This is a genomic window from Blastococcus tunisiensis, assembly GCF_900112815.1.
Classification (GTDB): domain Bacteria; phylum Actinomycetota; class Actinomycetes; order Mycobacteriales; family Geodermatophilaceae; genus Blastococcus_B; species Blastococcus_B tunisiensis.
Genome location: NZ_FOND01000019.1, coordinates 41,666 through 67,682, shown reverse-complemented (window position 1 = coordinate 67,682; position 26,017 = coordinate 41,666). Strand labels below are relative to the sequence as shown.

Genomic DNA, 26,017 nt, shown 5'->3' with positions numbered 1-26,017 from the left:
GAGCTCGTCGGCGTGGTGCTGGCGTGTGAGGGGCCACCGCGTGGATCTTCTGCGTGAACCCGCCAAGGATCACGTCGAAGAGAAAGGCCACGCGATGGCCCTGGACCAGTCTGCCCTGCTCGAACTCCTCGAGGCGCTCAAGCTTGCCGACGTCGATGACCGCATCCGTGCGGCGACCGAGACGCTGTATCAGGCGCTGATCGAGGCGGAGCTGACCGCCACGATCGGCGCCGGCCCGCACGAGCGGACTGACGCCCGCACCGCCCAGCGCAACGGTCACCGGTCGCGGACGCTGACCACCACGGCCGGTGATCTGGAGCTGCGGATTCCGAAGCTGCGGGTCGGCTCGTTCTTCCCCTCGCTGCTGGAGCGCCGCCGACGGATCGACCAGGCGCTGTTCGCGGTGGTGATGGAGGCCTATCTGCATGGGGTCTCGACGCGGAAGGTCGACGACCTGGTCAAGGCACTCGGTGCCGACACCGGCATCTCCAAGTCCGAGGTGTCCCGCATCTGCGCCGACCTCGATGAGGAGGTGGCCGCCTTCCGCGACCGCTCGCTAGCCGAGCAGGCGTTCCCCTACGTCTTCCTGGACGCGACCTACTGCAAGGCGCGGGTGAACCGGCGGGTGGTTTCCCAGGCGGTGGTGATCGCCACCGGCGTGGCCGCCGACGGGCATCGCGAGGTGCTCGGCTTCGCCGTCGGCGACAGCGAGGACGGCGCCTTCTGGACCGCGTTCCTGCGCTCTCTGAAGGCCCGCGGGCTGGCCGGCACCCAGCTGGTCATCTCCGACGCCCACGCCGGGCTCAAGGCCGCCATCAGCGCGGTGCTGATCGGTGCGGCCTGGCAGCGCTGCCGGGTGCACTTCATGCGCAACGTGCTCGCCCGGGTGCCCAAGGGCAACGCCGAGATGGTCGCCGCCGCGATCCGCACCGTCTTCGCCCAGCCCGACGCCGAACACGTGCACTCCCAGCTCGACGTCATCGCCGGCATGCTCGGCCGCCAATTCCCGCAGGTGGAGGCGATGCTCCGCGACGCCGAAGACGATTTGCTGGCCTTCACCGGCTTCCCACTCAGCCACTGGAAGAAGATCTGGTCGACCAACCCGCTGGAACGGCTGAACAAGGAGATCAAGCGCCGCACCGACGTCGTCGGCGTCTTCCCCAACCCCGAAGCCCTGCTGCGACTGGCCGGCGCGGTGCTGGTCGAGACGCACGACGAATGGCAGGTCTCTGACCGCCGCTACCTCTCCGAGGGCTCCATGGCCCTGCTCACCCGGCCCGAGGACTCGACCGAGGAGGTGGCGCAGCCGGCCCTGATGGCGTCATAGTCCAACCCGCAGAAGACCTCGCAAACCGGACCGAGCTACACCACCGAGCGGGACGTCACCCCGAAGCCATGCCGATGACCACCCCATGAACGCGGCAATAGGACTGAGCGGGCCAAGCCCGAGATACAGCAGCAAAGCAGCGGCGTCCGGAGCCGCACGGACCCGAGGGCGCTCTGGGAACGCCGGCACAGCCGGCAAGGATTTCCTGACCGCATGGTCCTGGTGTGGACTCGACCCGTGGACCGACCGGGACTTGGTCTTCGTCGTCGCCACCTACAGCCGAGGTGAAGTGGGATGGGTATGCCGACGAGCCGGGCTTCCCAGGCCGGCGTTCCGGACGCCACTGCGCCCCTATGAGCCGGGCTTCGCCACAGCCATGGCGCATCCATACAGCCTGCGTTGGATGACCCTGGACGAGTTGGCGCACAGGTCCGATCGCTGGCTGGACGAGCAACAATTGACGGTCCTTCGGCCCCTGCAAGGGCAACGAAACCGGGACGCCGCGGGCCGTGGTGCCACGACGCTGTGAAGCCGCCCCGGACGCTCCGACGTGACGTCCCGCCGGGTGGCGTCGCTCGCGGCCGCGGGAGGTGTCCCGGGCCGGGTTCAGCGGAGGCTCTGAACTGACGCTCCGACGGGTGTCGGGGGGCCGGGTTGTGACGGAAAGGGTCGTCCTCGTACTTGGCTGTTGGGATTATGCCGATCTCGCCGTGCAGTCTCGGTGGCTGAATCAGTCGATGTATTCAGCGACGGCGATCTCAAGGTCGTCGATGTCTTACCACGGACCCTGCTGGGAACGCTGCAGTCGTTCATCCCCGAACCGCTTCGCGTCGTTCACAGGTTCACTGCCACCGATCTGCACTGCTCTTGCCTCCGTGATCCTCCAGCGCGGTCGGCGCAATCGTGCTCGGCCGCCACGACGATGAAGCACCGAACTCGCGGCCGCTGCTCATGGCAAAGCGGATCCGGATGCCGTGCGCGCCCGGGGGTGAGCGGGTGGTCCAACATGTGGCAGGACGACGAAGTCGACGATCACATGGTCATGCGGCGTTGATGGACGCACGTCGCCGGGAGATCGTGCGTTTGGTCGTGGCGAGCTGTTGGGCGATGTCGCGGATGGACTTCCCCCGCTCGGTGAGGCGCCGGACGACTTCGTCCTGCTCAGCGGGGGTCAGGTGTTCGAGGCGGATGCCGTCGCCGGCGAGGGCCCGCTCGATGGCGATCTCATCGAGGTCCCCGTCCGTATCCACAGGGTCAGCGTGGTGTTGGGGGTCGGTGTCGATGTCATCCCAGGCCAGAGGTGGCAGCCAGCCGCGTTCGGCGGCAAAGGCCCGCGCGGCGTCGGCGGCGGCGCGCTGGTCGTCGGTGGACTGCGGTGGGCGCAGGTTCCACAGCTGTTCGTAGAGGGCACTGACGTCCTGCGCGGTCTGCGCGGTGACGGCGTCGCTGAGCATGGTGCGTCGGAGGCCGGCGGAGCTTCGGCCGAGTCTGGCGGCCAGCTCGTCCTGGGACCATCCGACGGCGATCAGCGCCCGCAGCCGGCGACGAGTGCCCGTGGCGACGACGTGACTGCGCGGTGCGCGATTGGCCTTGTCGACGCGAACGCGCAAGACCTGGTGGGCGGTCTCGGGCCGGACCCGCCGGATGCCTGGGTTGCCGTCGCGCCCGGGGTCGGCCAGCTCGCGGACGTGGCTGGTGGAGAGCCCGGCGAGCATGGCGATCTGCTCGACGCCGATGCCGGCGGCCCGTAGCGCACGGAGGTGCTCGCGCACCGGGGCCGCGTCCACGAACGGCCGCCATCGGCCGAAGGTCTGCGCGCGGTGCACGGCACGGCCGGCCGCGGTGTTGGCGGCAGTGCAGTCGGCGCATCGGCAGCGGTCCTTGACATAGGCGACACGGGTTCCGTGCACATGCCGCGCACGCGGATGAGTGCAGTCCCGCCTCACCCGACCCTGAGCGCGCTGGACACGGCGACGTGCTCGCTCGATGGCCTCCCGGTGCTTCGCACAGGAGTGACGCGCGTGGTGGACATCGGCGAGGGCGTCACTGGCGTACGTGCCGCTGTAGCCGCAGGCCGGGCAGGTCCGGGTGGCGCTCATGCCTCGCCCAATGCAGATCCGGCGACCGGCTGACCGGTGTGGCCACGACCGGGTACGCCGGCCCTGGCCAGGACGTCCTCGATCCAGTCGGTGCGCAGGCTGCCGGCGTCTCCGACGTGGTCGTCGAAGGCCATGGCCGTGAACTGCTGGGCGGCGGCCACCCACTCCCGGTCGGACAGGGGCCGCTCGAGGTGGGCCTCGACGGTGGGCCGGTCGACATAGGCGATGCTGGCGCCGATGACGTCGGCCAGGTCGGTGAGCAGCCGGTGGGTGTCGCCGCCGTAGCAGTCGACGAGGTCCTGCAGCACGCCGCAGCAAGCAGGGGAGACGTGGGACGCTGCCGGCGCAAGTGCTGTCGTTGTCCGTCGTCCCGGCTGACCGCACATCCCTGCTCCGCTGGTGAGTAGTTGCTCTCACCGGGAGAAGGCGCTTTTCGGAGCCGTTTGGTGACACCCCGCCGAGAGTCGGGATGCGGCGGGCGCTCGATGTGTTGTGTGCCGAAGCTTCGGTCGAGGTCAGTCGCGGCACCAGGCCTTGTTGTCCCTGGAAGGCGCCGACGAGGGCTCCGTTTCTGTCGCGATCATGACGACGGGATGTCAGTCGCGGAAGCCGGGGCAAAATCCGCTGACCGTCCAGTCGTTCGACGACCCTCGAACGGGCTCACTGAGCCGGAGAGGACTCCGTCGCCGGATAGCGATACACGGCGCGCCAGTCGTCGGTGAAACGGGTGATGTCCTCGGTGTGCACGTTGATGTACCCGCTGCGGTTGCGCAGCAGCTGGAGCATCTCCGTTTGTGGCCAGGCGATGGTGGCGAACAAGGTCGGGAAGTTGCGCCCGGACGCGTCGGCGTAGGCGAACACCGTGTCGGGTTCGTTGGCGTCGGGCCGCCGTCCGGTGAACTTGACCGCCAGGTCCAGGTCTCCGAGTTCGACGGCGTCAGGGCGCAAGTAGGAGCCGAACACTGCAATCTCTGTGATGACATAGAGCTTGCCGTCGTCGGCGTTGTAGTCGGCCGCGCGCTCGAGGACCCCGGCGAGCAGCTTCTCGGCTCGGGTGCGGGAGATGGGCTTGAGGAACGACGCCATCGTCAGCGCGCCGCCGGTGATGGTCGTGTTCCACTCCACGCGGCCGCCGTCGCCGCCGTCGCGTCGCTGGAGGTAGGCGGCGTCGGCGAGCTGGTCGAGCATGACGGCGAGCTCTTCTGCCGGCACGTGCACCTTGTCGGCGATCGCGGGGGTCGAGCTCCAGTGGTCGTGGCAGGCGCGAGCGATGTTTCGTGCCGTCTCGGGGTCGACCCCGGCGACGGGCGTCCCACGCTGCAACCTCATGCCCGGAGTCTGCCCGTTTCTCCGGGGCTCCCCACACTTCTCGCCTGGACCCACCTTGTGAGTGACAGCCGCAGACGCCCCCCCGGGGACCGCTGTGAGACGCGTAGCCGCACGGACGCGATGGTGCGGGTGGGGCGGGTGTGGCGAACTCCCCGAAACTGTCGCTGCCGTCCGGCAGGCTGGACCTGGAACGCAGCACACCCCGGTCGCCGACCGAGGAGGTCGCGTACCGGGGTGCCGTCTACATGGGGTGTAGGGCAGCACGGTAGCACCGGCGTTCCGGGCGGCGGGAGCCCCTTCCGCCGCAGGAAGGAGACGCCATGCCACAGGCTGCACACCCATCCCTGGAGACCATCCTCGAGCAGGCCCGGCGCCGCATCGAGGTGACCGCCGACGAGCTCGCCGAGGCCCGGCGACGACGTGAGGCGATCGCCAACGCGCTGGTCCGCGAGTTCCTCGGCTCTCGGGTGTACTTCAACGGCAGCGTCGCGCACGGCGACGCGCTCACCCCGCTGACCGACATCGACCTCGGCATTGTCATCGCCGAGGCCCTGCGAACGCACGGGCCGGACAAGCGGGGCCCGAAGGACCTGATGGAGCGCGCCGCGGCGGCCATCCGGCGGGAGCTCAAAGGCGCCTACCCCAAGCTCACCGTCCAGACCGAGGGCTGCAAGCGGGCGGTGCTCGTCCGGTTCGGTGACCCCGTGCACGCCGGCGAGAAGGACTTCACCGCCGACGTCATCTGCGCGCTGGACAACCTCGGGGCGGCGGGTCTGTTCATTCCGAAGATGCCGACCTGGGACCGGTCGCACCCGGAGGCGCACACCGCGATGGTTCTCCAGGCCATCGAGGACACCGCCGTGGCCTTCGCCCGCATCGTGCGGCTGCTCAAGCACTGGAACCGTCGCAACGGCAAGCCGCTGTGCTCGTGGAACATCAAGGCTCTGGCGCTGGGCTGCATCCAGCAGCCGACGTCCCTGCTCTCCGGCATCGCCACCTGGTTCCAGTACGCCGCCGACGAACTGGACAAGGGCGAGACCCGCGATCCCGCCCGCGTCGCCGAGAAGCCCATCAAGCTCAACAAGCCCCGGCTGGAGGTCGTTACCGCCTTGCGCAAGGCCGGCAAGCGGGTCGACGAGGCCGCCCGGCTCGAGCGGGACGGTTACCCGCAGCTCGCCCACGATGAGCTGGCCAAGCTGTTCAACGACGAGGAGATGCTGCCCCGCCCGGACCAGACGGCGGTTGTCCTGGAAGAGGCCCGCCGCTTCCGCGCTGGCCGGACCAGCGGCATCACCACCGGGACGGGCGCCGGCGCACAGCGCACGCGGATCCCGGCGAAGAGCTGGGCGCCGTGAGCACCGGCCTTCCCGCCGCGGCAGCCGCGGCGGGAAGGCCGGACACCGCCTGGTACGGCATGCAGCCGTGGTGGCAGATCCCCGTGGAGGGCGTCGCACGTCGCGAGCACGGCCGGGACTTGTGCGCAACCGTCGAACGAGACCTGCTCAGCTACCGGGTGCCGCTGGAGGTGCGTGGACGCCGGAATCCCGTGCCGGTCACCATCTACTTTTTCGCGCAGCCGACCTACCCCTGCTGGGGGCTGTCGCCCGAGGAGTACCCGCGCGTCTTCGCCGACCCAGGCAGGCCGTCGCCGCACCGCATGCCCGACGACGATGCGCTCTGCCTGTACTACCCGTGGTCACCACCCGAGCAGCGCTGGCGGCCGCAGGACGGTCTGCTTGCGCTGCTCGACCTGACCTGTGTCCACCTGTTCTTCGAGGATCACTGGTGGGCCACCGGTGGCCGGCGTGACGGCGAGTGGCTCGGCGACGAGCAGCCACACGGCTTCCCCAGGCGGGCCGCGTGACAGCGTTCCTGGCCGCGGCGGCCGGCGCGGCCGCACAGGGGACGTGGGAGCGGCTGCTGGGCGACCTCGACGGCGGCGACCTCGCCACCGCCCTCATCAGCGTGCTCGGTGTCATGGGGGCCGCGGCGGTCGCCGCCATCGTCGCGGTGAAGGCCTACAAGACCCAGCAGAGGGAGACCCGCCGCCAGCAGCGGGCGACGTTCTACGCCGAGGCCGTACGGGCGGTGGAGGACTACCTGGAGGCCCCGTACCGCATCCGTCGCCGTGACGGGTCGGCGGCGGCGCGGCGTGAGCTCACCCAGCACGTCAGCGACGTGAAGTCGCGCATCAGCTTCTACACCGCGTGGATGGCGATCCACAGCACCGACGCCGTCGCCGGGACCTACGAAGCGTTCGTTCGGGCCGCACAGTACGAGGCCGGCCAGCAGATGACCGCGGCGTGGCGGAGCCGGCCGACGAAGAAGGACCGCGCCGTCCCCATCGGGTCCCCTCTGCCCCGGACTGGAGCCGACGCGGCCCGGGCCAAGCTGCTCACCGTGATGGAGGCCGACCTCGACTGTTAGAGCCAGGTGTCGTGTTCCGACACCACCGCTGCACCGCACAGCGAGGACCGACGTGTGCCCATCGTCCAGCTCCTGGTTCGCCCGCCAGAGCGGTTCACCCATGCCGACGGCGAGCGTTCCCGGCTCGGGACGCCCCTGGCCGACGCTGCGGTCAGCCGGCGAGCCGAGTTCGCCGCCGTTCGGATTCCTAGCCGCAGGCGCGGCCAAGTTCGCCTCCGCTGGAGCCGTCGCCCGGGCGGCGACCGGCCTCAGCATCGCCCTGGCCAGCGTGACCGGCGCCGGCGCGGCCGGAGTGCTGCCCGACGCGGTTCAGGACCATGTAGCAGTGTCGTGGAGGCTGTCACGCCGTTCGAGCTGCCGGACTCCCCCTCGACCCCGGCACCGGGGGAGACGGGCACTTCGAAGGAGGAGAAGGCGATCAACGGCGAGGTCGCCGACGATCCCGGACAGTTGCCGCAGGACGGCGGGACCGTAGCCGTGACCCCGACCGAGGCTAATTTGGGGCAAGGTGTGAGCAGCGACGCCCAGGAGGGCGGTGTCAACGGAGGCGTAGTCAGCAGCGATGCCCGGTCGACCCACCAGCCCGTGCGCCCGGACATCCCAGCCCCCGCGGCTCCGGAGCGGCCGGAGGCCGGGCGCCCGGACTCCGTACCCGTCCCTGCTCCCGCTCCCGCTCCCGCTCCCGCTCCCGCGCCAGCGGATCAGGCCAGCGACCACGTCCCCGCGCAGCCCGGTCGCCCCTGACTTCCCGACGAGATGCGCTGCTCGCCACACGGCCTGAGCGGCGCATCTCGTTGGTTCGTCGGCAACGAGCAGCCGATCACGTCGGGAACGTTTCGCTTCAACGTATAGAGCTGGACGAAACCGCAGGTCAGCGGCCTGCGGAGTCCGCCCAATCCACACTCAGTCCACAAGAATCCGCGAAGATTGGCCTTGGCTGCCCGCCCGCAATGTGGCGACACGTTCGCCCTGGTCGCTGCCGGCCACGCGCGCCCCGCGCGTCGTCACGAGCGTGTGGTCACGCTGTGGGCCCGAGCGGTTACCCTGACGTCATGCGAGGAGTGCGATTGGATCGGCCACCCTTGTGGGGCATCCTGGCTCTCCTCCTGCTGGTCGCGGGGAACGTGGCCATCTTCGCGTCCATGGCCGTCCGGACCGCACCCGACGACGCCTATACCTCCCGGGCCGCGCTGTCGACGCCCGCATCAGAAGGCACCGCGTCCCAGGCCGCCATGTCCGAGACCGCCGCCATCGAGCAGCCGGCGGCCTTGCCGTCGCTGCTCATCTATGGCGACGGCTATGCGGCCGGCAACGAGCTCGGCGGACGTGGAACCACCGGCTGGCCGGCGTTGATCGCGGAGCGCACCGGCGCCGAACTCGAGCTGGCTGCGGTGCCGCGGGCCGGCTACGCGTCCATCGGCACTACCGGCGAGAACTACCTCGACCTCGTGCAGCGGCGGCCGGCGACCCAAGCCACGGTGACCGTGCTCTTCGGCAGTCGCAACGACTCCGACGAGGACCTCGCGCTCGTGCAGAGCAACGCGACGCAGGCCGTCTCCCTGATCCGCCGGGATGCCCCCGATACCGCGCTGGTCGTCGTGGGGCCGGCGTGGAGCGGCACGGACTTCCCGGCATCCCTGCTGGCGGTCCGGGACGCGGTCCGCAGCGCCGCGGAGGCCGGGGGAGCCGCCTTCGTGGACCCGCTCGCCGACGGTTGGTTCGCCGACCGGCCCGAACTGATCGCGGCCGACGCGGTCTCGCCGACCGACGAGGGGCATGCCTACTTGGCCGAACTGCTCGTCCCGGTCGTGCGGGAAGCCTTGTCACAGGCGGCGCCTGCCACCGGCCCGGAGGGCTGAGCAAGCAGTTCCGTGGCGCCGGGGCTATGAGGGCTCGACCTTTTGAGCCGTCGAGCGCCGCGCCATCAGGCGACGCGGAAGGCCGGGGGCACGATCCACTGCGTGTCGCCCTCGCCCGGGACGTCCGACTGCGCGCCGTCCGCGCAGAGAGCCTCGAGCAGCGGATGCAGTGCCTCGACGATCATGTCGCCGACGTCCTGGTGGACGGAGCCGTGGTGCCCGATCGGATCAAAGACATCGTCCTGCTCCCGGTCGCCGCGACGACGAGTCGCTCGCTGTCCACCCAGCGCGCTCACCAGTGCGGTCCCCCGTGAATCGATCCCGGCAGGCAGGCCGGACACGTCAACGCCGTCCAGAAGATCGGCCGCCTCGCGCAAGGTGTAGGTCCGAAACATCGTTCGCGGCGCCAGCTTGAGAACCGAACGACGGTGCCGGCGCGTCATCGTGAGGATCAGGTCGGCCGTCTCGGCCATCCCGGCGGTGAGCTGCCGGGCATGGAACCCGTCGGGGTTCCCGCCCAGGCCGGCCAGGACGGCAGCCGACGAGGGTTCCATCTCCCGGCCGACGACGGCGGAGGTCCCGGCGCTGGTCACGCTGATCCCTGCGGCCGATGCGCCGAGCGCGTCGTCCAGGTGGGCTCGCGTCAGGCGCTCGCCCATGGGAGAGCGGCAGATGTTGCCGGTGCACACAAAGAGGATCCGCACCCGCCCATGGAAGCGGAGCCGGCGGGGGCGAACAAGGGGGCGCGCCTTCCGCGCCTCCGTCGCCGCCCCACTAGTCACACACGTGTCATTCCGTCACTCACTGCGCGGACATCCTCACGATCTGCTCAGAAGTGGCTTAGATTGCCTACGTCGGATCGGCTTGTCGCCGACCGCTCTCGAGACGGCAACCGTCCGGCCGAGGCGACGGGGGAATGCATGAACCTCAAGGACGTGCTGCAGGCGCTGCGCTCGGGGTGGTGGCTGGTCTTCGCGGTCGTGCTCGTCGGAACGGCAACCGCCGGTGCGCTGACCTTGACGGCCACGCCGCTCTACTCCTCGACGACGAAGCTGTTCGTGTCGACCTCCTCCACCCCGGACTCCTCCGCTGCCTACACCGGAAACCTCTTCTCCCAGCAGCGGGTGACCTCCTACGCCGAGTTGCTCTCCGGTGTGCAGCTGGCCGCAGCGGTGGTCGAGGAGCTGGACCTCCCGCTGACGCCGGAGGAGGTGGCGGAGAAGGTGACCGCATCCCCGGTGCCGGACACCGTCATCCTCACCGTGACCGTCACCGACAGCTCTGCGCCCCGGGCGCAGGACATCGCTGCATCCCTGGGCCGGCAGTTCGCCGAGCAGGTGACGCAGTTGGAGACGCCCGCGGGGGCAGAGAAGTCGACGATCAAGGTCACAACCGTGCAGCCAGCGGACTACCGGGAGGCCCCCGTCAGCCCCGACCTGGCACGCAACCTCGGCCTGGGCATCGTCCTCGGGCTCCTCATGGGCATCGGCCTCGCTCTGGTCCGCAGCCGCCTGGATAACACGGTGAAGCTGCCGACGGACGTCATCGAACTGACCGGCGTCGGCGTCATCGGCACGGTGCTCGAGGACGCCCGGCTCGCCGACGAGCACATGGTGACCGAGCTGGACCAGCACTCGCGGGTCGCCGAGGCATACCGCGCCATCCGCACCAACCTCCAGTTCCTCGACGTCGACAACCCGCCGCGGGTCATCGTCGTCTCCAGCTCGATCCCCGGCGAGGGCAAGTCCACCCTCGCCGTCAACCTGGCCACGGTGCTGGCGCAGTCGGGCAGCCGGGTGACCTTGATCGAGGCGGACCTCCGCCGCCCCCGGGTGACCAAGTACATGGGCCTAATCAGCGGCGCAGGGCTGAGCAACGTCCTCGGTGGCACCGCCGCCCTATACGAGGTCACCCAGCCCTGGGGGGACGGGCGGCTCTCCGTCCTCGGTGCCGGACCCATGCCGCCCAACCCGAGCGAGATGCTGGGCTCGGCGAACATGCGCAGCCTGCTCGAGCACCTCCGGCAGACCAACGACTTCGTGCTCATCGACGCCCCCCCGTTGCTCCCGGTGACTGACGCCGCCGTGCTGACGGCCCAGGCCGACGGCTGCCTGCTCTCGGTCCGCTACGGCAAGACCCGTCGCGAGGAGCTCGCCGAGGCCGCCGCCACCCTGGGGCGCATCGACGGAAAGCTCCTCGGCGTCGTCCTCAACCGGGTGCCGCAGGCCGCCGCGGCAACGCGGGGTTACGGCTACTCCTACGGCTACGAGGCCGACGCGGGACGGGCGACCACCGCCGGTGCCTCGTCGAGCCGGCTTAGGCCCGGCACGCCCGCGCCGGGGTCGCGCGATGTCGGAACCGTGGCGCGGCCGGCATCCGGCGGCGAGCGGCGCCCGGCCGCGAACGGCGACTTGGCCGCACGCGGTCGCGCGGCGGCGGCACCGCTGCCGCCGGTGCCCGGACGGCGCTGAGGGCGTGATCGCCGTCGTGCGAGGACGAGGAGACGCGATGGATCGGCGCACGACGTGGCGCTGGCGGATGCGCCGGTGGGGACTGCCGATCATCGACGCGAGCCTGCTCGCCGTCGCCCTGTCGGCGCTCACCGTCGCCCGGTACGAGGGCGCCGTCGACCAGATCGACCGGCGCGGGCTGGCGATCGCCGTCCTGATCGCCGTCACCACGTACCTCCTCTCCTCCACGGCGCTGCGCGTGCATCAGGGGCGGCACCCGGTAGGCAGCGTCGGGGAGCTGACGGCGATGGCGACCGCGGTCGCCGCGTCCTCGGCGGCACTGCTGGTCGCCAACACGGTCGGAGAGCTGCGGCGCCTGCTGCCGCTCTCCGTCCCGGTCACGGGGCTCTCGGTCGGTCTGGTCGGCATGCTCGCCGTGCGCCTGATCGTCCGTAGGCTGCGCGAGCGGTCGGCCCGGCCCCACAGCGGCCGACGGACGCTGGTCTTCGGCGCCGGGAGCGCCGGGCACCAGATGGTCCGCTCGATGCTCGGTGACCCGTCGAGCGCCTACCTGCCCGTCGGCGTGTTGGACGACGACCCCACGAAACGGCACGTGCGCATCGACGGGGTCCGCCTCTTGGGGGGCCGCGACGACATCGCCGCGGCGGCTCGCGACTCCGGGGCAGAGGTGCTGGTCATCGCACTCCCGCTCGCCGACGCCGCACTGGTCCGCGAACTCTCCCGACGGGCGGGCGAGGCCGGGCTCGTGGTCAAGATCCTGCCGCGGCTCGGTGAGCTGCTCGGGTGCGACGTCGGCATCCGCGACGTCCGGGACATCGACATCAGCGACCTGTTGGGCCGCCGCCAGATCGACACCAACGTCGACGCCATCGCCGGATATCTGGCCGGGAAGCGTGTCCTGGTCACCGGGGCGGGCGGTTCCATCGGCTCCGAACTGTGCCGGCAGGTCGCCCGCTACGCGCCCGCTGAACTGATCATGCTGGACCGCGACGAGTCGGCCCTGCATGCGGTGCAGCTCAGCATGCACGGCGAGGCCAGGCTCGACTCGCCGGAGGTCGTCCTGGCCGACATCCGTGACGTGGAGACGCTGATGCGCATCTTCGGCCAGCGCCGGCCGGACGTCGTCTTCCACGCGGCGGCGCTCAAGCACCTGACGATGCTGGAGCAGTACCCCGACGAGGCATGGAAGACCAACGTCCTCGGCACCCGCAACGTGCTGGCCGCCGCTACCTCCGTGCGCGTCCGGCACTTCATCAACGTCTCCACCGACAAGGCCGCCGATCCGGTCAACGTCCTGGGCCGCACCAAGCGCACGGCCGAGCAGCTGACCGCCGCCTACGCCGGGATGAACAGCGGGTCCTTCCTGTCCGTGCGGTTCGGCAACGTGCTGGCCAGCCGGGGATCGGTCCTGACGACCTTCGCCGCCCAGATCGCGCGCGGCGGTCCGGTCACCGTGACCCACCCCGACGTCACCCGCTACTTCATGACCATTCCCGAGGCCGTCCAGCTGGTCATCCAGGCCGGCGCCATCGGTTCCGGCGGCGAGGCACTTGTCCTCGACATGGGCGAACCGGTCCGCATCGCCGACGTCGCCCGACACCTCGTCGCACTCTGTGACCGGCCCGTGGACATCGTCTACACCGGCCTGCGTCCGGGGGAGAAGCTGCACGAGAACCTCACCGGGCAGCAGGAGAGCAGCCGCCGAGCAGTCCACCCTCTCATCAGCCACGTCCCGGTCCCGCCGCTGGACGACCGGACGCTGAACCGGCTCGGCCGCCGCGCCGACGACGGTGCCGGGGTCCCGGTCGAGTCGGTCGAGCCCGTCCACGAGCCCGCTCCGGGCCTGTACCGCGCCGCGAACAGGTGACCGCCGTGCTGGTCGTCGGCACGCTGCTGTCGAGTGCGGTGCTCGCGACGTCGCTCCTGGCGTGCACCCCGCGTCTGCTCCTCAGGCTCGCCCTCTACGACGTCCCGACGGAGCGGTCGTCGCACGACCGGCCGGTGCTCCGCGGTGCCGGGATCGCGGTGGCGGTGGCGATCGCCGCCGTCCTGCTCGCCGTGAGCGCCGGCGTCGCCGCGAGGGACGCCGCGGCGCTGCGGGCGGTGGCGGGCGCTGTGGCGCTCTTCGCCGTGCTCGGCTTCGTCGAGGACAAACGTGGCCTCAGCATCGGAGCGCGGCTGCGCTGGCAGGGGGGCCTGGCCGCACTGGCCGGTGCGGCGCTGTCGGCTGTGACGTCCTCCTGGTGGCTGTGGCTGCCGGCCGCCCTGCTCGTGGCGGCGTACGTGAACGTCGCCAACTTCATGGACGGGATCAACAGCATCTCGGGCCTGCACGGTGCGGTGGGCGGCGCCAGTCTGGCCGTGCTCGGTCTCCTCGAGCACCAGGCATGGCTGACCGCTGCCGGACTGGCGGGGGCCGGTGCGTTCGCCGCGTTCCTGCCGTGGAACGGGCCGGCTCGCGTCACGTTCTTCCTGGGCGACGCCGGCAGCTACGCCCTCGGGGCGTTCCTGGCCATGTGCGTGGCCGGCGCGGTGATGGTCGGCGTGCATCCCTGGCCGGCGCTGTCCGTCCTGTCCGTCTACGTCCTCGACGTCGGGCTGACCCTCGTGCGGCGTCTGTGCGCGGGAAAGGATGTCACCCGTCCGCACCGCGAGCATGTGTACCAGCGGCTGACCCTCAGCGGCCTCGGTCACGTGCCGGCCAGTGTCCTCGTCAGCGGCTGCACGCTGGTGGTCGCGCTGGCCGGCCTGGCCGGGGCCACCGCTGGGCACCTCGGGATCGCGCTGCTCTGCGTGGGTGTGCAGGCCGCCGTGCTGGCCGGCTATGCCGCGCTACCGCGCGCGCTCGACCGTCTCCGGCCTGCCGGCGCCGGTCCCGTGGCCGCCTCCGCCCTCGCGGGTGCGCCTGCTCCGGTCGGCTGAGGGGAACGGCGTGCGCCCGGACCCGCCGGGCGCGGACGCGCCGGCGATCAGCGCACCATCGTCACGGCACGACCCCGAGTGCCTCGTACGCCCGAACGAGGCGCTCGTACACCGCGGTCTCCCTGCGCTCCGGGTCTGCACTCCGTCGGGCTGCCGTCGCCATCCGTTCGTACTCCACGGGGTCCAGGTCGCGCAGCGTCACCACTGCCTGCCTCAGCCCTGCCACGTCCCCCGGCCGGTGCAGCAGGCCGTTGTCCCCGTGCCGGACCAGTTCCCGGTTTCCGCGGATCTCCGAGGCGATGACCGGACGACCGGCGGCGAGGGCCTCGATGACGCTGCGCGGCACGCCCTCGCGGTAGCTCGGCAGGGACAGGGCATGTGCGCTCCCGAGGAGCGCGCGCACCGTCGCCGGCTCCGCCATGCCGTGCAGGGTGACCGCCCCGGTTCCGCACGCCGCGGCCAACCGGCGCACCTCTCCGGCGACCCCGTCCCGGTCGGAGGGCAACGCGTCCCCGACGACGTCGAGATGAAGACCGGCCACGCCCCGAATCGCCTGCAGCAGGTCGAGAATTCCTTTCTCGCGCACCAGTCGGCCGACGAAGACCAGCCGGAACGTCCCATTTCCGTTTTTCTCGGGAAAGGGGATATCGAACCATTCGTCCTGCACCCCGTTGCCCAGGAGGACCAACGGTCCGTGGTAGCGGCGGACCGATGCCTCCACGAGGTCCTCCTCGCTCTGGAAGAGCATCAGGTCGGTACGCCGTGCGAGGCGCTTCTCCAGGCGCTGCACCACCGTCTCCGCCGCCCCCCGGGGAGGCCACTGGTGCGAGAATCCGTGCACGGTGTAAGCGATTTTCATGTCGCCCGCCCACGCCGGTCTCGGCAGCAGCCGCACGGGCAGGGCGGCCGCTGGTGTGTGCAGGTGGAGCAGGGCGGGGCGAATGCGGCGCACGAGCCGTACCAGGCCCCCGGCGGCCATCAGCATCTTGCTCGGCGAGGCCGACCGTGGGAAGCGGACGTCGTGCGTCGCGAAGGGGGACAGCCGGGCCCAGTGCGTCTCCGACGTGCGTCCGCAGGCGACATGGACGTCGTACCCCCGCGCCGCCAGCTGATCCAGCTGCGGAGCCAGGAGTTTCGCGGCGGTGAAGTCGACCGCCGCCACATGCAGAATTCGTCCGGTACGCTGCTTCACACGACTTCCCCTCGCTATGGAGCACCGTTGGGCCAATTGCCTGTATGCGCATCCGGCGGTTCTCCCGTCAATTCCCGGCGGGCACAACCGTCACCCGGGAATCACACGCACCGTGCGCCGCAGGAAACGCAGCCGGCCGTCCACCAGAATGGTGGCGAGCGTACCTTCCGGTCGCATCACGCCGTAGCTGCGGCCGCGCGGGCAGCGGAGTGAGCGCCGGCCCCGTGCTAGCTCGCGCCGTGCGGCGCTTCCAGCTCCCCCTGTGGTCGGCGGCGCAGGCCGGAGTGCAGATGATGGTCGCGGTGGCGAGCGCCCGTTGGCTCGGGCCCGCCGACCGGGGCTCCCTCGTCCTCGCCACGACGCTGGCGACGCTGCTGCTGCTCGTCAGCGGCCTGGGGCTCGGCGCGGGGGCGAGGGTGGTGCTGGCCGAGCCCTCCACGTGGTGGACCTGGCCGCGCTACGCCGTCCTCGCCGGCGCCATGGCCGTGCCGCACGGGGCCGTCGCCGTCTTCGTGGGGCTTCCCCTCCTTGGTGCGTTCACCGACCCGGGCTTCGCCGCCCAGGCCGCGTTCGTCCTCTACTCCGCCCTCGCGTTGTGCGCCTCGCTGCTCCGCGAGGGCCTGCACGGGCGGGGACGGCACCGACAGGCGATCGGCCTGGACGTGCTGGCCGCCGGGCTCCAGCTGGCTCTCACCGCGGCCGTCTACTTCGCGGGACGGCTGACGGTGGCCACCGCGCTCGCCGTCGCGAGCTCCTGCCTGGCCCTGACCATCCTGGGCCAGGTCGCGGCGGGGCAGCGCTCCGGTGAGCCGCGGTTGCGCACCCATTGCTCCTGGCGGGTCCTGCTCGTCCAGGGGCGGGCGCTGATCTGCTTCAGCGTGCCCGCCGTGCTCACCTCGGTGGGCCAGTCCTTCGTCATCCACGGTGACCGCCTCGCGCTCGGCGCGGTGCGGTCGAGCGCCGAGGTCGGCGTCTACAGCGCCGCCTCGTCCCTCGCCGCCCTCTCCTGGTTCATCCCGATCGCCTTCACCGGTGTGCTCACCCGGCGGGTGGCGGCCTCTGGCTCCCTGATGGCGTGGGAGCGGACCTGGAAGCCGTTCCTGGCCTTCTCCGCGGCCGTCGCGCTGGTGACCGCCTCGGTGGGCACGGTGGTCTTCCCGTTCCTGCTCGGGCCGGAGTACCGGGACGGAGCGCCACTGGTGGCCGTGCTCTCCGTCGCGGCCATCCCGTACGCCATGTACCAGTACGACTCGGCTGCCTGCCAGGGTCTGCGCGACCTGAAGGCGGGATCGGTCGGCGCGGTCGTGGGTTCGGTCATGGTGGTGGCGGTCGTGGTCCCGGTCATCGTCATACTCGGTACGCACGGCGCGGCCGTCGGGATGATCGCCGTGTACACCACGATGGCCGTGGTCGTCAGACGGCGGCTCCGCAAGCTGCGGAGACGTCGGGCGAGCGACCGATGCGAGGTGGTACCGGCCCATGGTTGATGCGACGACGCCCGGCCTCGTCACCGTGTCGGCATACGGGCAGGCGGGGCCCAGCAGCCGCGTCCGCGTCTACGACTGGCTGGGTCACCTCGGCGTGGTCGCGACCAACTACGACTATCTCGGTGCCGCCGACGCATCCTTCGCGCGGATCGCGTCGCGGCCGCGTGCGGCTCTCCGCGCGGAGGTGGAGCTGCGCCGGCTCCGCGACCGGCTGGGCGATGCGACGCTGCTGCTCTCCCGCACCGCGACACCGCTGACGACGGGCCGGGTGGAGGCGGGTCTGCTGACCCGCGCCCGGCGGGGGGTCTACGACTTCGACGACGCGCTCTACGCCGATCACCGGCGCGGTGTGCACCGGATCTTCAGCAAACCCCGCGCCTGGACGCGCGCGGTCGCCGCCGCGGACGTCGTCGTCGCGGGGAACGCGACATTGGCCGAGGCCGCACGGCACCACAACGACGAGGTCGTCGTCGTGCCCAGTTGCGTCGAGGTCGACGACTACGACGCCAAGGCCGAGCACGAGGTGGGTGACCGGCCCAACGTCATCTGGGTGGGGTCACCGGGAACCGAGCAGTACCTCGCCCACATCGCACCGGCGCTGGCCCGGCTCCACCAGACGCACGGCGCGCTGGTGACGGTGGTGAGCCGGGGGAACGGACCGCTTCCGGGCATCGAGCACGCCGTCCGCCGGGTCGCCTGGTCGCCGGCCACGGTGAGAGAGGAGCTGGTGCGGGCGGACGTCGCTGTCGCACCGCTGCCCGACGACGAGTTCGCCCGCGGCAAGTGCGCCTACAAGCTGCTGCAGTACGGCGCCGCGGGCGTGCCCACCGTCGGCTCTCCCGTGGGCGTCAACCACACGGTGCTCCGTGACATCGGCGGCCTCGCCCCGGCGCACGGGGGCGAGTGGCACGAGCGCCTCGTCGAGATGCTGACCATGCCCGCGAGCGAGCGCGCGCGCATCGGGGCCCAGGCCCGTGTTGCGGTCGCCGGCAAGTACAGCTACGGCGCGTGGGCGCCGGTCTTCTGGCGGATCCTCTTCCCGGATCTGCCGTGGAGCCCCCCCGACGTGGCCGAGGCGCCACCACACCGTGCACTCCCCGGGGACGAGCGATAGATGTCCGACCTGTACGCCCTGATCCTGGGCATCGTCCTCGCCGCGGCGACCGCGCTGACCTGGCTGGCCCATCAGCGACTGGCGATGGCCGTAGCGCTGCATAACGGCGCGTGGGCCTGTGGGCTCCTGATCGTGGGCAGCGGCCTCATGAACTACGTCGCCCTCTCGGTGACCGCCTGGCTGGTGATCACCGGTTCCATCGTCGCCTTCAACTTCGGCGCGTGGGTCCTGGTGGCCCGGCGAGGGACGCACGAACCCGGCGCCGTCTCTGCCGGGGAGGGGGCGGAGTCCGGAGCGTCCATCGCCTTCATGGGCCTGCCCGCCTACTGGTCGATCTTCGTCCTGTTCAACATCGGCTTCGCCCTGTATCTGTGGACGATCGCTCAGTTGTTCGGACTGTCCACGCTGATCTACGACCCGGTCTCCATCCGTGGCAACAGTCAGACCCCATACATGGAGGCCTTTCCCGTATATGGTAAGGCGCTGTTCTATCTCGCGCCGCTGTGTTTCGTGCTGACCCTTTTCCCCGGCTTCGTCCGCGGTTTGCGGGACGTGCCGGTACTCATCCGCTACGGGCTGATGACCTGGTTGATCGTGGCCCAAGCCGCGACGCTGCAGCGGACCAACATCTTTTCGACACTTGTCTGGGCAGCCGGTGTCTATCTGCTCACCCGAGCCGCCGGTTCGCTGGATCTGGGTGTCCGCTTTCGCGTGAGACACGCCGTGGGGGCCCTGCTGGTCGGTCTCGTCGTCTTCCAGGGGATTGCGTTGATGCTGGGGAAGACGGGGACGACCAATCCGGCCGTTCGTTACGCGGTCAGCCCAGAAATGCGGGACAGCAGCTTCACCGGTGTCCTCCACTATGCGGGCGGCGGGATACCGGCGTTCGGGATGCTGGTCGAGTCACGGAACGACGCCTGGCCTCCTGAGGCGCGCGGTCCCACGTACTACGGTGACTACAACCCGCAGTTGTGGGGTGCGGCCACGCTCAGCGCTGTGTTCGACGTCGTACCCGGAGCGCCGAAGTGGGACGAAATCGCGGCACACATCCGGGTGCCGGCGCCCACAAACGTCTACACGTGGCTCGAGCCCTGGTACCGCGACTTCCGGGCCCCCGGCGCAGTGGCCGGCTCCTTGGTGGCCGGCTGTCTCTGCGGCTTCTTCACACGCCGGGCCGTCCCGTCCCCAGCAGGGCTGCTGACGGGGGGGCTCATCATCGGTGGCACCGGTCTGGCCGTCTTCGCCAACCGGATGACGTCCACCATGACGCTCGTCCTGCTGCTCGCGCTGGGAATCCTGCACCTGCTCGCCCGTCGGCGCGCCGGGGGCCGGTCGGTCGCCGGAGCGCGCCGCGTCAACGCCAGCGGCTCACCCAGGCGTGCAGCATGAGCACGTGCCAGAGGGCCTGACCGTGGTCTGCTGCGGGCGAGGTGGTCGGTTACAGGGACCGCACGGCCGGCGCGTCCAACAGTCCTGTGCGAGCCAGCGCCTCGGGGGCGAGCAGGTCAGTGGAACCGCAACTCGAAAGAAAAAGATACATCACATGATCTCGCACCCCCACCCGCTCTCCAGGCGACCGCTGCACCTCGAGCTCGGCTGCGGTAGTACCAAGCAGCAGGCAGAGGCGGTCGGCATCGACATTATGCAACTTCCAGGGGTTGACGTCGTCGCCGACGCGGTCGAGGTTCTCCGCTCGCTGCCGGATGCGTCGGTGTCATCCATCTACTCGGAGCACTTCATGGAGCACATCGACGATCCGCTAGCGTTGTTGCGGGAGGCGGCTCGTGTGCTAAAGCCGAATGGGGACTTCCGCGCGGTTATTCCACACTTTTCCAACCCGGCGTTCTACTCGGACCCAACTCATCGATCCTTCTTTGGACTCTACACATTTTCGTACTGGGTGCAATCTTCCGGATTTCGTCGTGGAGTACCGCAGTATGTCGATCCAGTGCCGCTGGATCTTATCTCGGCTCGCCACGTCTTCAAGTCGTCGCGGCCATTCTATGTACGGCACGCACTGAAGAAGCTGGCGGGGGCATGGGTGAATCGCTCGCGATGGACGCAAGAGTTCTATGAGGAGCATCTGTGCTGGGTCATGCCGTGCTACGAGATTGACTTTCTACTTCGGCGTCCCGGCCAGTAGCCAAGGATCGGAATATCGCCTGCTCAGCCAGCCCAGCCCCACCGGCCGAGCCAGGCCTGCAGCATGAGCACGTTCCAGAGGGCGTGCGCGTGGTCGGCCCGGCGGGTGAGGTGAGCGGTCCACAGTGACCGCACGGCAGCCGCGTCCAGCCATCCGGACTCCGCCAGCGCCGGAGGGCTCAGGAGGTCCTCGGCCCAGGTCCGCAGGGGGCCGCGCAGCCACTCGGCGACGGGCATGGCGAAGCCCATCTTGGGCCGCTCGAAGAGAGCGGGGTCCAGGTACTCGGAGAGCAGCGCCCGCAGCACCAGCTTGCCGCGGGAACCCTGCACCTTGTAGTGCTCCGGCAGTGACCAGGCCAGGCGGTAGACGGCGGGGTCGAGCAGCGGCACGCGCGTCTCGAGCGACGTCGCCATCGCCGCCCGGTCGACCTTCACCAGGATGTCGTCGCGCAGGTAGCCCTGGACGTCGGCCAGCATGATGGCGGCGGTCAGGGGGAGGTCCCCGGCGAGCGGGGGAGTGGACGTGGCCGGCGTGGCCAGCAGCGCAGCGTGGGACGCGGCTGCCGTGAGCCGCCCGTAGAGGTCGTCGGGGTCCCGGAAGTCCAGGACGGAAGCGACCTTCTGCATGCGGGCGCCCAGCGCTCCGGTGGGGCTGCGGTGCGCGCCGGGGCGGGGGAACGCATCCCACCAGTCGGGATGCGTGCGCAGGAGCGCTCGGGCGGCCAGCGTGCGAGCCGGTCTCGGGATGCGGCTCAGGCGCCTGCTCAGCCTCGGTGCCAGGGTGTGCCGGTTATAGCCGGCGAACAACTCGTCGCCGCCGTCGCCGGACAGGGCGACGGTGACGTGCTCGCGGGCCAGCCGGGCGACCAGGTGCGTGGCGACCTGGGAGGAGTCGCCGAAGGGCTCGTCGTACATGCCGGCCAGGGTGGGCACGACGGAGAGGACGTCCGCGGTGCCTAGGGTCCAGGTCGTGTGCTCGGTGCCCAGGGCGCGCGCGACCTCGTAGGCGTGGCGGGTCTCGTCGAGGCGGGCGTCCTCGAAGCCGATGGTGAACGACTTCACCGAGGCGCCGGCCTGAGCCTGCATGCTGGCGGTCACCAGCGAGGAGTCGACGCCGCCGGAGAGAAACGCTCCCACCGGCACGTCGCTCACGCTGGCGGTGCGGACGCTGCGGTCGAGTTCGGCGTGGACCGCCGCCACGGCGTCCTGGAGACTGCCGGGAAAGGGCCGCCCCATCGCCTCGCGAGCCTCGGCTGCGGCGTCCCAGTACGTGACCCTGGTCCCCGCCTCGGCGGCCATGGAGGGCGACAGGTGGAAACCGAGCGCGGAGCCGGGCGGGACCTGGTGCACCCCCTGGTAGATCGTCCGCTGCTGCGAGACGCAGCCGCGGGCGACGACGTCGGCGACGGCCGCCGGGTCGACTGCACGGGGGAAGGCCGGCATGTCCACCAGTGCCTTCAGCTCGCTGGCGAAGGCGAGCGTGCCCTCGGCGCAGTACCAGTAGAGCGGCTTCTCGCCGAACCGGTCCCGGACGAGCCACAGCAGACCGGCGTCGAGGTCGACGTAGGCGAAGGCGAACATGCCCACGGCGCGGCCGGCCACGCCGGCAGCTCCCCACTCCCGGCACCCGGTCAGCAGCACCTCGGTGTCCGATCTGGTCCGGAACACGTGCCCGCGGGCTTCGAGCGCGGCGCGCAGCTCCCGGAAGTTGTAGATCTCCCCGTTGAAGGTGACCACGGCGCGTCCTGAGGGGTCGAGCATCGGCTGTGCCGCCGCGTCGCTGAGGTCGATGACCGCCAGCCGGCGGTGCCCCAGGGCGACGGGGTCCTCGGCCGGCACCCACTCGCCCTGTCCGTCGGGACCGCGGTGCGCGATCGCCGCCGAGGCCCGACGCACGAGGTCGCGGACGACGGCGCGGTCACCGGCCGCGCCCGCCCCGGCGAGGCCGGTGATCCCACACATGAGAGCCCGATCGTAGCCAGGGTCGGAGGTCCAAGAGAACCGGTCGGTACCACTGGCCCCAGCCGCCGCTTTCGTCACCCAGGCGGGTTGCGAGGACACGTAGAGTCGCGACCTTGACACAGGGCCGCCACGGGGGCCGGCGAGGGGGACCTCTTGACACGCTTGCTGATCACCGGTGGCGCCGGCTTCATCGGCTCCAACCTGGCGGTGGCCGCGCTGGCCAGTGACGCAGTGGGCGCGGTCCGCGTCCTGGACGACTTCTCGACCGGATCGCTCCGCAATCTCGACGGCGTGGACGTCGAGATCGTAGAGGGATCGCTGCTCCACCCCGATGTGCTGGACCGGGCGCTGCGGAACATCGACGCGGTCGTGCACCTCGCGGCGATCCCGAGCGTGCCGCGCTCGATCGCCAACCCGGTGGCCTCGCACGCGGCCAACGCCACCGGCACGCTCCTGCTCCTCGAGGCGTGCCGTGCGCACGGGGTGTCCTACGTCACGGCCGCGTCGTCGAGCTCCGTCTACGGGGCGAACCCGGCACTGCCGAAGCACGAGCGCGAGTGGGTGCGCCCGCTCAGTCCGTACGCGGTCAGCAAGCTGGCCACGGAGCAGTACCTCCTGGCCTACCAGTCCTCCTTCGGGCTCGACACCCTGCCGTTCCGTTTCTTCAACGTGTACGGACCGGGCCAGGCGGCAGGGCATGCGTACGCGGCCGTCATCCCGGCTTTCGTCGACGCCGTCCTGGCCGGCCGCCCGCTGACGGTCAACGGCACAGGGACGCAGTCCCGCGACTTCACCTACGTCGGCACGGTCTGCGACATCTTGCTGGACGCGGTGGTGCGCCGGGTGGTCTCACCCGAGCCGGTCAACCTCGCCTTCGGGTCCCGCACCACACTGCTGGAACTGGTCGGGCTGGTCGAGGAGGTGACCGGCCGCCCGGCGACCCTGAAGCACGGACCAGTCCGGGCCGGCGACGTGCCGCACTCGCAGGCGGACAACGCCGCCCTCCGGGCGCTCTTCCCCGGCGTGGTACCCACGGAGCTGCGGGTCGGCCTGGAGCGGACGGTGTCGTGGTTCTGTGCGGGGGTGGCCCGGTGAGCGACGTCGTCGTCGTCGGCCTGGGGTACGTGGGGCTGCCCCTGGTCGTCGAGATGGCTGCCGCCGGGCACCGCGTCGTCGGCCTGGACCGTGACGAGGCCGTCGTGGCCGGGCTGGTGGCCGGCCGTTCGCACGTCGACGACGTGGCGGACGCCAGTGTGGCCGCCATGCTCGACCGTTTCACGCCCACCGTGGACCCGGGGTGCATCCGCGACGCCGAGGTCGTCGTCGTCTGCGTGCCGACACCGCTGTCCGGGGACGGCGCTCCGGACCTGGGTGCGGTCGCCGCCGTGGGCCGTCTGCTCGGCGAGCACCTGCGCCCCGGCACCCTTGTCGTGCTGGAGTCGACCACCTACCCCGGCACCACCGAGGACCTCTTCCAGCCGCTGATCGAGGGCGGCGGGCTCCGGGTGGGGCGTGAGCTGAACCTGGCCTTCTCGCCGGAGCGGGTCGACCCCGGGAACACGCGGTTCGGCATCAAGAACACTCCGAAAGTGGTCGGCGGGGTCACCGCCGCCTGCACGCAGCGGGCGGCGGAGTTCTACGGCGGCTTCGTCGACACCGTCGTGCCGGCGAAGGGCACCCGGGAGGCCGAGATGGCCAAGCTCCTGGAGAACACCTACCGGCACATCAACATCGCCCTGGTCAACGAGATGGCCCGCTTCTCGCACGAGCTGGGCATCGACCTGTGGAACGTCATCGAGTGCGCCCGCACCAAGCCGTTCGGGTTCCAGGCGTTCTATCCCGGGCCCGGAGTCGGCGGGCACTGCATCCCCATCGACCCCAACTACCTGTCCCACACCGTCCAGGCGCGGCTGCGCTACCCGTTCCGCTTCGTCGAGCTGGCGCAGGAGATCAACGCGAGCATGCCCGGCTACGTCGCCCGCCGGATCCAGGACCGGCTCAACGACGAGGGCAAGGCCGTCCGCGGCTCGACCGTGCTGCTGCTCGGCGTCACCTACAAGGCCGACATCGCCGACGAGCGGGAGTCCCCGGCCGTGCCCGTGGCCGAGAAGCTGATCGCGATGGGCGCCGACGTCCGCTTCCACGATCCCTACGTCACCGACTGGAACGCGGCGTCCCGCGGCGAGCCGCTGCGGATCATCAAGGCCGAGCCCGACCTGGTGGCGGCGGCCGGCAAGGCGGATGCCGTCGTCCTGCTGCAGGCCCACGAGGAGTACCTCGGCGGGCTGCTGGACGGCATCCCGATACTCGACACCCGGGGCGTCCTCCGCGGTGACGCGGTCGAGCGGCTCTGAGCGACGTGGCCGTAACCACCCGGCCCTCGGCATCCCGCTCTCCGGCCCCGGGGAAGGCCGGCCAGGGGTACGTCCCGGCGCTGGACGGTCTGCGGGGCATCGCGGTTCTGCTCGTGCTCGGCCTGCACATCGGGCTGGCTGTCCTGCCGGGCGGTCAGGTGGGGGTCTTTCTCTTCTTCTCCCTCTCCGGGTTCCTCATCACCCTCCTGCTGCTCGACGGGTCGCACGGCAACGTCTGGGAAATCCTCCGGCGGTTCTACGTCCGTCGCGCCCTGCGCCTGCTGCCGGCCTGGTTCGTCGTCGTGGCCTCCTGCGTGGTGGTCGCACTGATGTGGCCGTCCATGGACCGGGCTCCGGCGACCCTCGAGGGGCTGCCCATGGTCCTGGTGCACCTGGGCAACTGGGTCCGGGCGCTCGAGGGCAGCGGTTCGCTCGGCATGCTGGACCACACCTGGTCGCTGGCCGTCGAGGAGCAGTTCTACCTGGTGTGGCCGATCGTCCTGCTCCTCGTCCTCCGCGCGACGGGGCGGATCTGGGCGGCCGCTGCCGTGGCCGGCCTCGGCTGCATCTCAGCGGTGGCCGCCCGGTTCGCCGTCGACGGCGACGGCGAGGCAGCGCTGACTCGGATCTACAACGGGACGGACACCCAGGCCGACCACCTGCTGCTCGGCTGCGTCCTGGCCGTGGTCGTCGTGTTGCTGCGGGAGCGGGACGGCCTCGACCGGCTGCGGACCGTGCTCACCTGGCTCGCCGTGCCGGCGGCCCTGTTCCTCGCCGCGGTGGTGCTGGTCTTCCCGTTCGCCGGGGCCGGCACGCCCTACCGGGTGGCCCTGACCGGCGTCGCCGTGGCCTCGGCCGTGGTCGTGGGCGCGGCCTACCTCTCGGGCCAGGGCAGGATCGCGCGGGTGCTGACGGCACCGTGGCTGCGCTGGGTCGGGGTGCGCTCCTACGGCCTCTACCTCTGGCACTATCCGGTGATCCTGGTGGTCACGGCCGCCGACGTGGTGCCGTTCACCCTCCCGAAGCAGGTTCTGGAGGTGGCGCTGTCGGTGGCCATGGCGGCGGCGTCCTACCGGTGGATCGAGGCGCCGTTCCTCCGCCGCCGGGAACCCTTGGGGGGCGGCTCCGGAGCCGGCCCGTCCGGTGCGCCGCCGCCCCCCGTCGCCGCACGGCGGCGCCACATCGCAACGACATCGAGCGCGACGCAGACTGGGGGAGGGCCGTGGGCCGGCATGCAGAGGGACGGATCGACGGATCCGGCCACACCGACCGGTGGGGCGCCGACGACACGGCCCCCGCTTCCCGCCGGAGCCGACGCCCTCGGGCGCTGAT

General features: G+C 70.9%; 21 protein-coding genes. 15 read left to right on the top strand and 6 right to left on the bottom strand.

Translation table 11 applies throughout. The features are described 5' to 3' along the window. Positions 1 to 94: 94 nt before the first annotated feature. A complete protein-coding gene (locus BM142_RS19860) occupies positions 95 to 1,327 on the top strand; it encodes an IS256 family transposase (protein ID WP_092202490.1) in 1,233 nt (410 codons plus the stop codon). Between the two features lie 1,040 nt (positions 1,328 to 2,367). Here the strand turns inward: BM142_RS19860 and BM142_RS19855 are convergent. From BM142_RS19855 to BM142_RS19845, 3 genes are all read right to left on the bottom strand, one after another. Beyond that, a complete protein-coding gene (locus tag BM142_RS19855; protein WP_092202488.1) occupies positions 2,368 to 3,426 on the bottom strand; it encodes a response regulator transcription factor in 1,059 nt (352 codons plus the stop codon). After that, positions 3,423 to 3,734 carry a hypothetical protein gene (locus BM142_RS19850; RefSeq protein WP_092202486.1) on the bottom strand — a complete coding sequence of 104 codons (312 nt, stop codon included), beginning with the start codon at positions 3,732 to 3,734 and terminating at the stop codon, positions 3,423 to 3,425. Before BM142_RS19850 ends, BM142_RS19855 begins: the two co-directional genes overlap by 4 nt. Positions 3,735 to 4,086: 352 nt before the next feature. Beyond that, positions 4,087 to 4,755: a hypothetical protein gene (locus BM142_RS19845; RefSeq protein ID WP_217640813.1), complete on the bottom strand. Its 669-nt coding sequence runs from the start codon at positions 4,753 to 4,755 to the stop codon at positions 4,087 to 4,089. 320 nt (positions 4,756 to 5,075) lie between these two features. Here BM142_RS19845 and BM142_RS19840 point away from each other — a divergent pair, with 320 nt between their 5' ends. From BM142_RS19840 to BM142_RS19820, 4 genes are all read left to right on the top strand, one after another. Next, on the top strand, positions 5,076 to 6,110 hold the full coding sequence (locus tag BM142_RS19840; protein ID WP_092202484.1) for a nucleotidyltransferase family protein: 1,035 nt from the start codon (positions 5,076 to 5,078) through the stop codon (positions 6,108 to 6,110). Then, positions 6,107 to 6,619, top strand: coding sequence for a hypothetical protein (locus BM142_RS19835; protein ID WP_217640812.1), 513 nt, complete (start codon positions 6,107 to 6,109; stop codon positions 6,617 to 6,619). The genes BM142_RS19840 and BM142_RS19835 overlap by 4 nt, the downstream gene beginning before the upstream one ends. Beyond that, on the top strand, positions 6,616 to 7,182 hold the full coding sequence (locus BM142_RS19830) for a hypothetical protein (protein ID WP_092202482.1): 567 nt from the start codon (positions 6,616 to 6,618) through the stop codon (positions 7,180 to 7,182). Before BM142_RS19835 ends, BM142_RS19830 begins: the two co-directional genes overlap by 4 nt. Positions 7,183 to 8,249: 1,067 nt before the next feature. Further along, entirely contained in the window at positions 8,250 to 9,041 is a 792-nt protein-coding gene (locus BM142_RS19820) for an SGNH/GDSL hydrolase family protein (RefSeq protein ID WP_175527376.1), read from the top strand. A gap of 65 nt (positions 9,042 to 9,106) precedes the next feature. On the opposite strand, the gene BM142_RS19815 is transcribed toward BM142_RS19820, so the two are convergent. Further along, positions 9,107 to 9,730: an arsenate reductase/protein-tyrosine-phosphatase family protein gene (locus tag BM142_RS19815; RefSeq protein ID WP_256381319.1), complete on the bottom strand. Its 624-nt coding sequence runs from the start codon at positions 9,728 to 9,730 to the stop codon at positions 9,107 to 9,109. A gap of 231 nt (positions 9,731 to 9,961) precedes the next feature. On the opposite strand from BM142_RS19815, the gene BM142_RS19810 reads away from it, so the two are divergent. From BM142_RS19810 to BM142_RS19800, 3 genes are read left to right on the top strand one after another with little or no spacing between them, the layout of a single operon-like run. Further along, the gene (locus tag BM142_RS19810) at positions 9,962 to 11,512 is read left to right on the top strand and encodes a tyrosine-protein kinase domain-containing protein (protein ID WP_175527375.1); all 1,551 of its coding nucleotides are present in this window, start codon (positions 9,962 to 9,964) and stop codon (positions 11,510 to 11,512) included. 37 nt (positions 11,513 to 11,549) lie between these two features. Beyond that, positions 11,550 to 13,379, top strand: a complete 1,830-nt coding sequence (locus tag BM142_RS19805; protein WP_217640810.1) for a nucleoside-diphosphate sugar epimerase/dehydratase — start codon at positions 11,550 to 11,552, stop codon at positions 13,377 to 13,379. Further along, positions 13,376 to 14,434: an MraY family glycosyltransferase gene (locus BM142_RS19800; RefSeq protein WP_092202474.1), complete on the top strand. Its 1,059-nt coding sequence runs from the start codon at positions 13,376 to 13,378 to the stop codon at positions 14,432 to 14,434. The genes BM142_RS19805 and BM142_RS19800 overlap by 4 nt, the downstream gene beginning before the upstream one ends. Before the next feature lie 61 nt (positions 14,435 to 14,495). On the opposite strand, the gene BM142_RS24275 is transcribed toward BM142_RS19800, so the two are convergent. Continuing rightward, positions 14,496 to 15,596 (bottom strand): glycosyltransferase, encoded by a 1,101-nt coding sequence (locus BM142_RS24275; RefSeq protein ID WP_254791093.1) that lies wholly within the window; start codon positions 15,594 to 15,596, stop codon positions 14,496 to 14,498. 269 nt (positions 15,597 to 15,865) lie between these two features. Here BM142_RS24275 and BM142_RS19790 point away from each other — a divergent pair, with 269 nt between their 5' ends. The 4 genes from BM142_RS19790 to BM142_RS19775 all read left to right on the top strand — a co-directional run bounded on the left by BM142_RS19790 (position 15,866) and on the right by BM142_RS19775 (position 20,370). Beyond that, the gene (locus BM142_RS19790) at positions 15,866 to 17,113 is read left to right on the top strand and encodes a lipopolysaccharide biosynthesis protein (RefSeq protein WP_139228955.1); all 1,248 of its coding nucleotides are present in this window, start codon (positions 15,866 to 15,868) and stop codon (positions 17,111 to 17,113) included. After that, positions 17,106 to 18,227, top strand: a complete 1,122-nt coding sequence (locus BM142_RS19785; RefSeq protein WP_092202470.1) for a glycosyltransferase — start codon at positions 17,106 to 17,108, stop codon at positions 18,225 to 18,227. Before BM142_RS19790 ends, BM142_RS19785 begins: the two co-directional genes overlap by 8 nt. Then, on the top strand, positions 18,228 to 19,616 hold the full coding sequence (locus BM142_RS19780) for an O-antigen polymerase (protein WP_092202468.1): 1,389 nt from the start codon (positions 18,228 to 18,230) through the stop codon (positions 19,614 to 19,616). It abuts the gene before it with no gap. A gap of 154 nt (positions 19,617 to 19,770) precedes the next feature. After that, a complete protein-coding gene (locus BM142_RS19775; protein WP_092202466.1) occupies positions 19,771 to 20,370 on the top strand; it encodes a methyltransferase domain-containing protein in 600 nt (199 codons plus the stop codon). 23 nt (positions 20,371 to 20,393) lie between these two features. Here the strand turns inward: BM142_RS19775 and asnB are convergent, their stop codons facing one another. Continuing rightward, positions 20,394 to 22,331, bottom strand: a complete 1,938-nt coding sequence (gene asnB / locus BM142_RS19770; RefSeq protein WP_092202464.1) for an asparagine synthase (glutamine-hydrolyzing) — start codon at positions 22,329 to 22,331, stop codon at positions 20,394 to 20,396. 153 nt (positions 22,332 to 22,484) lie between these two features. On the opposite strand from asnB, the gene BM142_RS19765 reads away from it, so the two are divergent. From BM142_RS19765 to BM142_RS19755, 3 genes are read left to right on the top strand one after another with little or no spacing between them, the layout of a single operon-like run. Continuing rightward, positions 22,485 to 23,426 (top strand): NAD-dependent epimerase/dehydratase family protein, encoded by a 942-nt coding sequence (locus tag BM142_RS19765; protein WP_217640809.1) that lies wholly within the window; start codon positions 22,485 to 22,487, stop codon positions 23,424 to 23,426. After that, positions 23,423 to 24,685 carry a nucleotide sugar dehydrogenase gene (locus tag BM142_RS19760; RefSeq protein ID WP_092202462.1) on the top strand — a complete coding sequence of 421 codons (1,263 nt, stop codon included), beginning with the start codon at positions 23,423 to 23,425 and terminating at the stop codon, positions 24,683 to 24,685. Before BM142_RS19765 ends, BM142_RS19760 begins: the two co-directional genes overlap by 4 nt. 5 nt (positions 24,686 to 24,690) lie before the next feature. Further along, positions 24,691 to 26,016, top strand: coding sequence for an acyltransferase family protein (locus BM142_RS19755; RefSeq protein ID WP_139228954.1), 1,326 nt, complete (start codon positions 24,691 to 24,693; stop codon positions 26,014 to 26,016). The last annotated feature ends 1 nt before the right edge of the window (position 26,017 follow it).

Excerpts from the sequence above, each read along its gene's own strand:
- BM142_RS19785 (WP_092202470.1), top strand. The coding sequence starts at position 17,106 with ATGGTTGATGCGACGACGCCCGGCCTCGTCACCGTGTCGGCATACGGG.
- BM142_RS19805 (WP_217640810.1), top strand. The coding sequence starts at position 11,550 with ATGGATCGGCGCACGACGTGGCGCTGGCGGATGCGCCGGTGGGGACTG.
- BM142_RS19860 (WP_092202490.1), top strand. The coding sequence starts at position 95 with ATGGCCCTGGACCAGTCTGCCCTGCTCGAACTCCTCGAGGCGCTCAAG.
- BM142_RS19775 (WP_092202466.1), top strand. The coding sequence starts at position 19,771 with ATGATCTCGCACCCCCACCCGCTCTCCAGGCGACCGCTGCACCTCGAG.
- BM142_RS19855 (WP_092202488.1), bottom strand. The coding sequence starts at position 3,426 with ATGAGCGCCACCCGGACCTGCCCGGCCTGCGGCTACAGCGGCACGTAC.
- asnB (WP_092202464.1), bottom strand. The coding sequence starts at position 22,331 with ATGTGTGGGATCACCGGCCTCGCCGGGGCGGGCGCGGCCGGTGACCGC.
- BM142_RS19845 (WP_217640813.1), bottom strand. The coding sequence starts at position 4,755 with ATGAGGTTGCAGCGTGGGACGCCCGTCGCCGGGGTCGACCCCGAGACG.
- BM142_RS19840 (WP_092202484.1), top strand. The coding sequence starts at position 5,076 with ATGCCACAGGCTGCACACCCATCCCTGGAGACCATCCTCGAGCAGGCC.
- BM142_RS19780 (WP_092202468.1), top strand. The coding sequence starts at position 18,228 with ATGTCCGACCTGTACGCCCTGATCCTGGGCATCGTCCTCGCCGCGGCG.
- BM142_RS19810 (WP_175527375.1), top strand. The coding sequence starts at position 9,962 with ATGAACCTCAAGGACGTGCTGCAGGCGCTGCGCTCGGGGTGGTGGCTG.